The sequence below is a fragment of the Spirochaetota bacterium genome (assembly GCA_038043445.1).
In the GTDB taxonomy this organism is placed as follows: domain Bacteria; phylum Spirochaetota; class Brachyspiria; order Brachyspirales; family JACRPF01; genus JBBTBY01.
The window spans coordinates 37,762-49,369 of sequence record JBBTBY010000097.1 but is presented as its reverse complement, the minus strand read 5'-3'; the positions used below and the strand labels follow the sequence as shown (position 1 = coordinate 49,369).

8 protein-coding genes are annotated in these 11,608 nt (G+C 57.8%); 4 read left to right on the top strand and 4 right to left on the bottom strand.

The features are described 5' to 3' along the window. Positions 1-32 precede the first annotated feature (32 nt). The 4 genes from AABZ39_14080 to AABZ39_14065 are packed head-to-tail and all read left to right on the top strand — an operon-like array spanning position 33 to position 3,322. Entirely contained in the window at positions 33-719 is a 687-nt protein-coding gene (locus tag AABZ39_14080; protein ID MEK6795906.1) for a zinc metallopeptidase, read from the top strand. A 2-nt stretch (positions 720-721) separates the two neighbouring features. Further along, the gene (locus tag AABZ39_14075; GenBank protein MEK6795905.1) at positions 722-1,738 is read left to right on the top strand and encodes an N-acetylneuraminate synthase family protein; all 1,017 of its coding nucleotides are present in this window, start codon (positions 722-724) and stop codon (positions 1,736-1,738) included. Between the two features lie 7 nt (positions 1,739-1,745). Beyond that, positions 1,746-2,474, top strand: a complete 729-nt coding sequence (locus AABZ39_14070) for an ABC transporter ATP-binding protein (protein ID MEK6795904.1) — start codon at positions 1,746-1,748, stop codon at positions 2,472-2,474. Continuing rightward, complete coding sequence (locus AABZ39_14065; protein MEK6795903.1) at positions 2,471-3,322, top strand: ABC-2 transporter permease; 852 nt, start codon at positions 2,471-2,473, stop codon at positions 3,320-3,322. The genes AABZ39_14070 and AABZ39_14065 overlap by 4 nt, the downstream gene beginning before the upstream one ends. Before the next feature lie 55 nt (positions 3,323-3,377). On the opposite strand, the gene AABZ39_14060 is transcribed toward AABZ39_14065, so the two are convergent. From AABZ39_14060 to AABZ39_14045, 4 genes are all read right to left on the bottom strand, one after another. Continuing rightward, positions 3,378-8,447: a malectin domain-containing carbohydrate-binding protein gene (locus AABZ39_14060; GenBank protein MEK6795902.1), complete on the bottom strand. Its 5,070-nt coding sequence runs from the start codon at positions 8,445-8,447 to the stop codon at positions 3,378-3,380. A gap of 38 nt (positions 8,448-8,485) precedes the next feature. After that, positions 8,486-9,991 (bottom strand): discoidin domain-containing protein, encoded by a 1,506-nt coding sequence (locus tag AABZ39_14055; GenBank protein ID MEK6795901.1) that lies wholly within the window; start codon positions 9,989-9,991, stop codon positions 8,486-8,488. Between the two features lie 138 nt (positions 9,992-10,129). After that, on the bottom strand, positions 10,130-10,591 hold the full coding sequence (locus tag AABZ39_14050) for a hypothetical protein (GenBank protein ID MEK6795900.1): 462 nt from the start codon (positions 10,589-10,591) through the stop codon (positions 10,130-10,132). Positions 10,592-10,685: 94 nt separating this feature from the next. Continuing rightward, positions 10,686-11,606 (bottom strand): PHB depolymerase family esterase, encoded by a 921-nt coding sequence (locus AABZ39_14045; GenBank protein ID MEK6795899.1) that lies wholly within the window; start codon positions 11,604-11,606, stop codon positions 10,686-10,688. Positions 11,607-11,608 lie beyond the last annotated feature (2 nt).

Sequence of the window (11,608 nt, the reverse complement as noted above, 5' to 3'; positions counted from 1 at the left end):
AACTGTATAGCATGTGCGCTGAGGAGATAAGGATGCTCGATTTCGGTTTCAGCTATTGGTGGCTCATACTGCCCGCCGTTGTGCTTTCGTTCTGGGCGCAGATAAAGGTGATGAGCACTTTCGCCAAGTATAAGAAGATAGAAACGGCCAAGCGCATCACCGGGGCCGATGCAGCGCGCGAGATACTTCGCGCTTATAAAGTGAACGATGTGCCGGTAGAGGAAGTACAGGGAACGCTTACCGATCACTACGACCCCAAGCAGAAGGTGCTGCGCCTGTCGAAGGATGTGTACGGCAGCGCTACGATAGCCGCGCTCGGCGTCGCCGCGCACGAAGTGGGCCACGCGATACAGCATGCAAAGGGCTATGCCCCGCTTATGCTCCGCAATACCATGTATCCCGTCGCGGCGCTCGGTACCAATCTCGGGCCGATACTTGTCATCATCGGGTTCGTGCTCGGATTCATGAAGCCGCTCATTCTCATCGGCATCATTCTCTTCACGTTCGCCGTGATATTCACGGTCATAACGCTCCCGGTGGAATTCGATGCGTCCAAGCGCGCGATAAAGCTCCTTGAAGGCGGGAATATGCTCTCCGGCGAGGAGCTTGTCGGTGCAAAGAAAGTGCTCTCGGCCGCGGCGCTTACCTATGTGGCTGCCGCGCTAACTGCGATACTCACGCTCATACGTTTCATACTCATGTCGCGCCGCGAAGACTGACGGTGTTCTCGCTGAAAGACCATATCGCGAAGAAGGGCGTATTCATCATCGCCGAAGCGGGAAGCAATCACGACGGCGATCTCGATACCGCGAAAAAGCTCGTACGCGAAGCGGCTGCGTCCGGCACCGACGCGGTGAAGTTCCAAGCATTCACGCGGGACACGCTTTTCGCCGAAGCGGAATATGAGCGCGCGCTCAAGCTCAAGAAAGGCGCGCTTCTCGGCGTTGATGCGATAGCGTTCAAGGACGAGTGGTATGATGTTCTTTCGCGGGAAGCAAAACGTGCCGGCATTCACTTCATGGTAACGCCGTTCTCGCCCGAGGCAGCGCTTCGTATGGCGAAATACGTGCCCTGCTATAAGATAGCCTCCTGTGACATACAGTATCTGCCGCTCCTGCGTGCCGCGGCAGGAACGAAAAAGCCGGTCATTCTGTCCACCGGCCTCGCATCCGACACGGACATCCGCCGCGCGAAGGGCATCCTTAAAAAGAACGAGATGGCACTGCTCCATTGTGTCGTAGAATATCCGGCACCCGCCGAACGCGCGGCGCTCTCGTATATCGGAACGCTCGCCGAACGCTACGGCGTCATCGCCGGGTACTCCGATCACACCACGGATACGTTCACGCCTGCGCTTGCGGTCGCCCACGGCGCACGCATCATCGAAAAGCATTTCACGGTAACGCCGGAGAAAAAGGGCGGCGACCATGCGATGAGCCTTTCGCCGGAAAAGTTCGCCGCGATGGTGTCGCTGGTGCGGTCGGCAAGTGCAGCGGCCGGCGACGGTGAGAAACATCTCACTCTGCAGGAAAAGAAGGAGCTCGTGTTCGCACGCCGGGGCATTTTCGCCGCGCACGACCTTCGCAAAGGCGACAGTATCACCGAGAAGGACATTGTTGCGCTTCGGCCATGCACGGGTATCCCCGCCGGGGAATGGGATAATGTCGTCGGTAAACGGATCAAACGGGACATGGCGTCACGATCGCCGATAATGGAACGGGATATCGACAGGGGATGATGGGACTATGAATGGTGCAAAGATCGAGTACACACAAGTAACGAAACGTTTCGGGGCGGTGACCGCCGTCGATAATGTTTCGTTCACGGTCGCTCCCGGGGAATGCATAGCGCTCCTCGGACCCAATGGCGCAGGAAAGACCACGCTCGTGCGGCTTCTCCTCGATTTCACACGCGCATCAGCCGGCACTGTCGCCGTCGACGGTACCCCCAGTTCTGACATCCGTGCGCGTATGGGCGTCGGATATCTTCCGGAAAATGTGCGCATGCCGGGACATCTTACCGGCCTGCAGTACCTCATGCGCTGTGCGGACCTGCTCGGCATGACGAAACAAGATGCTGCGGTCCGATGCCGCGAGGCCGTTGCGCTCACCGGGATGACCGGCAAAGAGAACATCGCCGTGAAAACCTATTCCAAAGGGATGTCGCAGCGCATCGCGCTTGCCGCAGCGCTCATCGGGGATACACGTCTTCTCATACTCGATGAACCGACCTCGGGGCTTGATCCCATCGGCATACGCGAGATACGCGTGATACTGGAAAATCTCAAGTTGAAAGGGATGACGATACTCCTCAACTCACATCTCCTTTCGGAAGTGGAGAAGGTATGCGATGCTGCGCTCATCATCGACCGCGGCACAGTGATAGTGAAAGATACGATAGCATCGATAGTCAAGGACGGCGAAACCCTCGAAGATGTGTTCGTGCGCCTTGTTGCGCCGGGGAGGGTATCATGAAACAGACGATCAAGCGCATCGCCGCCGTGGCGCGCATGACGATGTCCGATATCATACGCCAGAAAAGCTTCATTGTGCTCTTTATCATCGCCGTGCTTTTCCTTCTCCTTGTACGCGGCTGCTGGGGTATGAAGATGAACGTGAACGGACAGGTGATGAGCGGGGGGAAGTTCGCACTCCAGATACTGCAGACCGTGTTCTTCGTGATATCATCCATGGTCATGTTCATAGCCGGGCTCCTTGCGATGCGGCTTTTCAGGCGCGACCGCGACGAGGGCATGCAGGCCTTCGTGCTGTCAAAGCCCGTAACGCGGCTTTCGTACATCACCGGCAAGGTGGGCGGTCTTGTGCTCATCATGACCGCGTTCATGTTCTTACTTCACGGCGCCATACTCATCATCCATTTCCTGCATGCGGGCGAAGTGACCGCGGGCTATCTCGCCGCATCGTCCATGAGCGTCTTGAACGTGCTTTTCGCCGTGCTCGCCGTATCGCTCTTAAGCCTTCTCATTCCCGAGATATTCGCGTTCCTTGCTGCGTTCGGCGTGACCGCACTTGCCTTCATTTTCGACGGCATCGCCGCGGCCGCCCGATCATCCGCGGTGCAGTCGATACTTTCGCAGTCCGGGGCTCAGGCAGCCGGGCTCGATTCGCTCACGTGGTGGAAGGTCGTGTACTGGATATGGCCGAAAGCAGGCACGCTCGGTGCGAATGCCGCATCACTCATCGACCCGACAGCGGTCATTGCCGTGAACGATATGCTCATACCGCTGGTGAGCATGGCAGTGTACTGTATCGCCCTCGCCGTGCTCGTCGTGATAAAATTCGATCGTGAAGAGATAGTCTAGCAGCAAGGCACGCGATACGTTCATTCCATAGGACGGTCTCAGGTCTTCCTCTGATCTACTGCACCAGCTCTATCTCGATGCCGTTGATGCCCACCGAGTACTTCATCTCAATGACGATCATCCCGTCCACTACATTGCAGTTCTTTTCGGAGAGCACGACCGCCTTTGCAAAACCGCCCGCCTCCGAGAACGGATCGACGCGCTTATCCCACGCGCGGCCGTTCACCGCCACGGCGATGGCCCGTTTACCGGCGCTCTTATTGTTCACATAGGTCTCCGCAAAATGCAGATGAACATGATATGCGCCGTTGGGCACCGGTATCCGATAGAATACCGCATCGCCATACGCCTCGGTCTGATGCATGCGCGGCGCCTCCGTATTCTCAATGGCGAGATCGGTGCCGCGGTCGGCGAAATTGGCGTTCACATTGCCGTACGCATTCCCGTTGCCGAACGCCTGATCGGGCAGCCAGCGCTTCCCCGCGCGGTCGACGTACACCGCCGTACCCGCGCAGTCGATGCGCGCATGCTTTGTCTTCGCAAGGTCATCGAGGAAAAGCGCCTGCATATCGGCCATCCGCGCGCTCTTTCTCGCCGAGTTGAGCTCGAAATCATCGAGCAGGGCGTAGAGTGCGAACGCGTCCGAGCGGGAATACGCCGTGTTCATCTTCACCATGATATCCTCGGGCAATTCCTTCTTCATGCCCGGACTGTCGATTATCTTCTTCGCTTCCTGCCGTATGCCGTCAGCGACAGCTGCAGGGAATGAAAGATCGCAGCCGGCGTGCTCAGCCCCTTCGGTGCGGAACAAACGTATGTCGTTGGGTTTCAGTTCGATGGGAATGCCGTTGGGCCCCGCAGTGATATCCCGGTCATACACAGCGTCGTGGACTCTGCTGATGCCGGTAAGGATACCGCTCGCAGGATACGGCGAGTGATTGACCAAACGCACCCAGCCTTTCGCATACTGCATAGCAGCCCCGCGAACCCTGTCCGCCGGGAGCGGAGCGAAGTCGAGTGCCGGCGTGGCATAGTATGCCTTCGTGAAACGCCGCTGCTGTTCCCCGAAACCTGTCTCAAGATTACAGTCAAGCCATGCGGTCACGATGAGGTTGGGCGTCGTATCGCGCATCACGCTCACATAGTCGTTCATCGCATTATCCTCGACGCCGCGCGGAATGAACACGCCGCGAAGACCCTTCGTCCAGAGCCATTTCGCCGCGGCGCCGGTGGGGCAGTCAACTTCATCGAGGGGACCCGTGCTGTAGAGCGTACCGAGCGATGCAACGGCCGCGCGCGTTCCCTCGCAGGTGTTGAAGCCGAGACGGTCGGTAACGAACTCCTCTTTGCGCCTGCCCTTCCAACCCACTGCCATGAGCGGCGTGACTATCTGCATGCGCGCATCGTCCCGGTAGCGTTCGAGCGGGAGCGAGTATTCGGTACGCAGTGTCTCCGTAAGGAAACGGTCGCGGTCTTGACGCGTCGCCGCGCCGGTGAACGGATTCCCGGCAGTAAGCGATTGGAACGCAGGATATATCATGAGCTTCCATTTCTGCGTACCGGAGGCGATCACCTCGGCGATATCATCATGCATCTCCTTCACCTTTTTTCCGCGCCAGGCTATCCATTGGTCGCGGTGCGTACCCATGAGCGCATCGAAGCGCTTTGCAAATCGCTTGGTATCCTGCGCATCGATCGAGAGCTTTATCCCGCTTTCTTCCTCGAACAGCGCTGCGGTACGGTCGCCGTATCCTACATCGGTCGATGCGATGCTGCCGTGTCCGGTTGACGCGAATGTCGGCATCCACCACATGCCCTCAACAAGGAAGAGACCCTCGACCGGTGCGACGGCTGCGTATCGGTCGTAGATATCGCGGACAACGGCAAGGAAATGTTTTCTCGTCTCCGGATGCATGAAGTCGCCGTTCCCGCCGGGTGTACGCGACCACGCTTGCCGTCCGTAGCGGTCAACGAGCTGCGCCGTACCTGCACCCTGCCACATGCGCCTATCGCTCACGGCATCCACGCCGGCAAGCCGCGCCTCGGGTGAAGCGATGTATTCGAGCCCGAGCATGATGCGTATGCCGTTCTCAGCGTACATTTTCATCAAAAGATGCGCTTTATCGAAATCATGCGATGAAACGCCGATGCTCGCACGTTCGCTCGGATAATGCGCATCGGAATACATGTAGAGTCCCTCGATGGCCATGTTCTTGCCGAGGAAACGGTAGAGCTTTATCTTGCGCTCGAACATGCGGTACCAGTGATACCAGGCGTCGCGGTGCCCGTTCAATGCATGGAACGGATCGTTCTCAAGCGCATTCTCACAGCCGACCGTGGGCGATATGAGGCTGATGCGTTCAAGGTGATCCCCGAAAAGCCGTCCGGTGGCGGGCACGGCGAGTGCGGGGAGGTCGCCCTCGATACGGTAGACGATGATGCGGCATGCCGCCCCTCGGCTGTCCGTCCTTCCGCTCATCACCACGACCGCTTCACTTGCAGCGCGCGGCCAATGCACATAGCGTATCGCTCTCGTTTTTCCGGTAAGCGGATACCGCCCGCCGGTAAAACACGCACCCGTAGAAGCGAAACGTCCGAATCCGGGGAGATTCCAGGGATAGACTATCGGGTCTGCCTGCATGACGCCGGAATAAATATAGCGGTCATCATCATCGGGAACGATGACCTCGACGATATGCGGTTCGCCCGCGGCAAGTCCGCGCATACGGTAGGCAAAATAATCCCAGGTGCCCGACCCCGTCTCGCGGTATACGAGCGTGCCGTTCGTTGTCACCCGCCCCTTGTTCATCTTCGGCGCATTGTACATGCCGGCATGATCGATAAAATCGGTCTCGCTCCCAGCTGCCGTGCACTCCACGCTCCAGACGCGTTTCATGCGTTCGGTGAGCGTGCGCTCGAAATCCGCAAGCGATACCGTGTCCTGCACGACAGGCCCGGTGATGATAAGCTCCTCTCGTTTGCGCTCTATCGTCTGTTTGTTCGACAGGAGCGTCCATTCGATGCGGTACGGTCCCGGTGTGCGCGTTCGGAACGCGGCCGTACTGATGAGGAAGTCGCCGCGGGCAGCGAAAGAGGATACGCTGATACGCTCCGCCTCAAGAGCGGTGCCGGCCTTGTATACCGTACCGATGACCTCCGGTGTGAAGGCGATGCCGGCGGGTATGCGCAGTTTGAATGCCGGCGCTGCAGTACGTTCGAAAACCGGATACATCCGGTCGGAAGGCTTGCTGTCGAGCATGCCCATATGCTTTGGCTCATATCCCTCGGACACTTCGGTCTTGTAGTCGGCGAGCTTTGTGACCGCCGCGCGTTCGGTCTTCGGCGTCTTCCATGACGCATCATCGAACGATGCGTCCGTCCAGGCACTTTCAGCCCTGAGACTGCATTTCCATGTTTCGTCGCCGATTATGCGCGTGACCGCTCCGTCGCGCCCGACGGCGGCACACTCAATGAGGCAGGTCTTGTTGGCATCGCCCGACCACATGAGGAATTCACGGCGATAGCATATCGTATTCTCTCCGGCGATGAGATACTGCGCGATATCGATGTGGCGCATCGCACCGACAGGATATACCTTCGCACCGGAGAGCACCGTCGTGCCGTTGATGACTAGATCGAAGCACTCATGATCGCGCAGGGACAAAGGCGCATACACCGGCTTTGAGAGCAGTGCTATCTTTTTTCGGAAATAGACGTTCGCCGACGACGGCGCAAGCTTCATCTCGCGTATCGATATCGACGCATTCGGTGTCAGGCATTCGAAACGCAGTCCGGTGACCGATGCGTATCCGGAAAGCGCAACACGCACGAGACCGGCATCGACCTCGAACTCCTGTCTGCCGGTACCGAATATCTTGAAGCGCTTTGACTCCTCGTATCCGCGCCAATTCGCCGTGAGAAAACGCCACTCGGTTTCCCTGTCCTGCTCGATCACCATACGCAGGCGAATATTATCCTTCATCGCATGCACCCAGTTGAGGCCGTAGCGTATGCCGGGCGTATCCGTTACCCCCACTTTGGTACCGAACCCGAACGTAAAACCCTTGGGACCGGTAGCTGCGGTCAGTGCTCCGCCGCCCGCCGTGTATGCGCCCTCGGCGTAGCCGTACAGCGCGATAGCGTCCTTCGAAAAATCGAGCGGTGCGCCGTATTCCCAGGTGAAGAAATCATCGCCTGACCAGACGCGGTCCTTGTCGCTCACTGCTTCGGGATATATCATCGTCTTCGAACGCCATGTCTGTTCCGCGAGCGGGTATACGCCGATGCCGAAATCAGGGAGGTCCCTGTCGTATACATATTCGGTGCGCGCCGGCACTGTCGAAGCAACGGGCTTGCCTTTCGCAACGACGGTAACAAGCATCTCATAGGACATCGCCTTCTCAGGCACGACCTCGGCGCTCGGCGCAGCGCCGTCGGGAAATACATTGAACTCGGCGGCCACCGGATAGTTCGGATCGCTCGCCTGATAGCGCTGAAGATCGACACGGGCAGCCTTGATGAATTCGTAGCGCACCGTCGACTTCGTTTTTGTTTCAACCTCGAACCATTTCACATCGCGTATGGTCTCGAACGGTCTGCAGAGATCGCCTGAGAACGCGGCACCTGTCATCGTCTCGCCTTTAAAGGGAATGCCCTCGGCGCGGCGGTGAAAACCTGCATTGAGATAGAAGCTCCGTACCTTCGCTTGGCCGGGACGAAGTGTCATGACCGCGCTCATGCGAAGACCGCTGTCGGAAACCGTTATCGTCTGCGCTATATCAATGCCTTCGATGATGCCGTTCACCGATACGCGTTCAGCGGTCACATCGCCCTTCACTTCCGTCCAGCCGCCCGTACCGTCGCCGATGAAATTGCGTCTTCCTGATTTTCCATCAACGATGAACATGGGCGCGGGGCTCTGGCCGATAATTTTGCGCTCGGCATCATCGGTAAGATAGAGGCTGCCCGAGCCGGTGCGGTTCATATCGAAGGTGAACGCGGGTTTTTCTATACGCTTCCAGAGCGATGACCAGCTTGTTCCATCGCCGATGAGCGCACCGTGCGCGAACGCCGCGGACACGAGTAGTACCATGACCTTGGCCAGAGGATATTTCCCGATGCGCATATGTTCCTCCATTGGGTAGTGCTCAGTATTCGGTCTATCTATTTTCCAAGCGGGCTGTCGGCGCGGAATTCATATCGCGTCTGCCATTCCTTTTTCCCGCCCGGCGGGACATCGATGGTGATAATCGGTTCAGGACATATCACTTTCGGCGTGATGTAGAGATTATAGATGACCGGCGGCGCGTCCATCGTCATCCGCAGCCCCGCCTTCGTACGGGAATTATAGATATCAGCGGCGCTGTGGGCAGCGGACGCATCGGACCCGGTAAGGAGATACCCGGCGCTTTCATTCGCCTGAAGCAGCCGCGAAAAGGAAAGAGTGCGCCCGCTGAACAGTGCTGCCGCATCTTTCTTCACATCTTTCAGCTGCGGCGTAAAACCGAATGTGAGGCGATAGTCAGGGCCGATGGGCTTTCCGTCTATCATGATGAAATTGTGATTATAGTACGACTGTATTATCCGTTTGCCGCCGGTATTCTCAAGCATGCACTTCGACACGAAACCCGGCGCATCCGGCGTGAGCTCGATGCGGCGTGTATATCGGAAACTGTAGCCGCATACGTCGCGGACATCCTGCCGGAACTCGATAAAGCGCCCGGCCAGCTGTATCTCCCAGGGGAATACGCGCACGATTGTGTAGCGGAAACTGATGCGGTAGCCGAACACCGCGTTCGAATTGTATTCTATGTACTCCGGCTTCATCGGCTTACGAAGTTCGCCCACGCCGATGCGCACGAAGGTCTCGCCCGGTTTCGCCTCGTCATAACCGAGCGCACCGTATGCCCCCGCCTGCCCGGTGCCGAAATCGCCGCCCATGCCGATGCTCGCGTTCGCATCAACGGGATCATGCTTCCCCGGCAGCCATTGCCCGAACCACGTATGCCCGCGATAGCCCGCGCGCCCCACCATCGCAGAACGGTCGAAACGCGGTCCGCGGCCGAAACCTTTTTCCGCATCGGGGAGATACACGATAAGTTCAACGGACCCGTTGGTCAGTGTGACGGAAGGATATTCATCGACAACACCGCGCAGGGCATTGGACGCGCCGAGCGCTGAGAACGATTTGATGAACGGTGTATCATCGGTATCATTGATAATGGCTTTTGCGAGTACCGCACGTGCGCTGCTTAATACGATGACCGACGCGCCCTTGAGCCTTCCGCTGCAGCAGGGGTCGGTGCGGTTCCACACGCGTATACAATCGATGACCGTATCCTTTCCGAGATCGACCTCCCACCATGCGCTCACCGCATTGGTCGCATCGGATGTGTGGGTGATGGAATTGCCCGCCCATGATCCGGCCGTATTGCCGTCAACTGCCCGCGCCGCCTCGCCGCCGTATGCGGTCGATGACTGCGACGGCGTGCCTTTATGCGCGATATTCGCCGTGCCGGAGAACACTTCCACCTCGGCAAGCGCGAGAACGCCGTTCGCCTGCTCGACGCGGATATACCGTGCAGAGAGAGCCGCCTCGCCGTACGCCATCACCGAAGCGGCGAACATGGCTGACAGCATCGGGATGCAGAGCATACGTTCATGCTTCATTCGGGCCCCCAGGGGATCTTCTACGGCAGTATCGAGTATACGCCATTTCGGTCGACCATGTCCTTATAACTATTCAGGAAAATGATATACAATTTTCACCATGCGGTCCGGACGAAGGTGCGCCGGCATGGCAGCGTTTTACCGCATCGTCGATACGATGGCCTCGTATACACCGGCAGCGGTCTTGAGCGACTCGAACGCCTTTGCGTTCATCGCCGTGAACGTATCGTTCTTGCCCGCCTTCGTGGTCTCAAGCAGTATGCCCGCGCGTACCGCCTGATCGAGCACATCGGTCAATAGGTCGACGTACTGATAATTGAGCCACACCTGCTGTGCCGGCTGTTTCTCATCGCGGTCCACTTTTTCACGGAACATCGTAAGCATGTTCGTGGCCTTGGTCAGATACTTGTTCTGCTTTTCAACGAGCTCGAGGATGACGGGGTATTTCGATGCCCCGACCTCACGCGCGCGGCCCTTGTTCAGGATGACCATTTTCTCGTTGACTTCATCCTGATAGTTCTGTTCCGCGGTGCTTTTCCAGTCGGCGTTCTGAGCGGCAAGGCATCCCGAAAATACGATGACGGCGAGCATGAGCCTCATGAGAATACCTCCTTCGATGACAGGTAATTGTAGCTCTATCCGGCGTAATAACAAGTGTATGCGCATCCCTGTGTATGCATCCCCGCAACAATTGTCATCGGGCATGCAGCATGAAAAAATCCCATAGAACATCGGTAGCGTTCATTTTCTTTGTCATAGCCCCGACGACCGAGCTCGGCAGCAGAGATCGTCCCCCCGGCCAGGTGTGGCCCATGTCGTCGATAGTATAGGACACAACTTCCTGTGAGCCGCCGCCGGTGAATCGTATCGCGGTAACGCCGTTCGTGTTCACGATTGTTTTCGCTTCGGCACCGCATCCCGCATGCGCGGCATAACGTCTGATCGAGTCGATGATCGGCGGCCGAGGGTCGGCCGGCAGACCGAAATCGTGATGCGCTATCGCCCCGCCGTCGGGCGGATTACGCGGATCCGCTAAACCTTGTATGCTGATAAGCGGCGGCGCCTTCGTTCTCGGCGCTGTATTCACGCGAAGGCCGCTAGACGCGACGGGTGCTACCGCGGCGATCTTTTCCGCGAGTTCTATGCCGAGCCGGTAGGTGAGCGATGAACCGTTCGAGAATCCGGTGATGTATATACGATTTATATCCGCAGCGAAGATGCGTACCAATTCGTCGATGAGCGTACCGATGAATGAAACATCATCGATGTTGTTCTCCCCGGCGTAGAACCGACCCGAGCCGTCATTCCATCCCTGCGGATTTCCCGCGAATTTTGCAGGTTTTCCCGGATGGGGGCGGCTCCCTTCCGGGAACACGGCGATGAATCCCTCACGTTCCGCTTTTTTATCCCAGCCGGTTTCGATGCGCGCGGCTTCTCCTGTTCCGCCGCCGCCGTGGAGCATGATGACGACAGCAAGCGGTTTTTCCCCATTGTATACGGACGGCAGATAGATGAGATATTCCCGTGTCATCGCGCCGACACGGATAGTCCTTTTCTCGAGACCAGCGCCGAACAGAAAAGCGGCGCTTGCGAACAGTATGACAATACGCAGCATCA

Excerpts from the sequence above, each read along its gene's own strand:
- AABZ39_14080 (MEK6795906.1), top strand. The coding sequence starts at position 33 with ATGCTCGATTTCGGTTTCAGCTATTGGTGGCTCATACTGCCCGCCGTT.
- AABZ39_14070 (MEK6795904.1), top strand. The coding sequence starts at position 1,746 with ATGAATGGTGCAAAGATCGAGTACACACAAGTAACGAAACGTTTCGGG.
- AABZ39_14065 (MEK6795903.1), top strand. The coding sequence starts at position 2,471 with ATGAAACAGACGATCAAGCGCATCGCCGCCGTGGCGCGCATGACGATG.
- AABZ39_14060 (MEK6795902.1), bottom strand. The coding sequence starts at position 8,447 with ATGCGCATCGGGAAATATCCTCTGGCCAAGGTCATGGTACTACTCGTG.
- AABZ39_14055 (MEK6795901.1), bottom strand. The coding sequence starts at position 9,991 with ATGAAGCATGAACGTATGCTCTGCATCCCGATGCTGTCAGCCATGTTC.
- AABZ39_14050 (MEK6795900.1), bottom strand. The coding sequence starts at position 10,591 with ATGAGGCTCATGCTCGCCGTCATCGTATTTTCGGGATGCCTTGCCGCT.
- AABZ39_14045 (MEK6795899.1), bottom strand. The coding sequence starts at position 11,606 with ATGCTGCGTATTGTCATACTGTTCGCAAGCGCCGCTTTTCTGTTCGGC.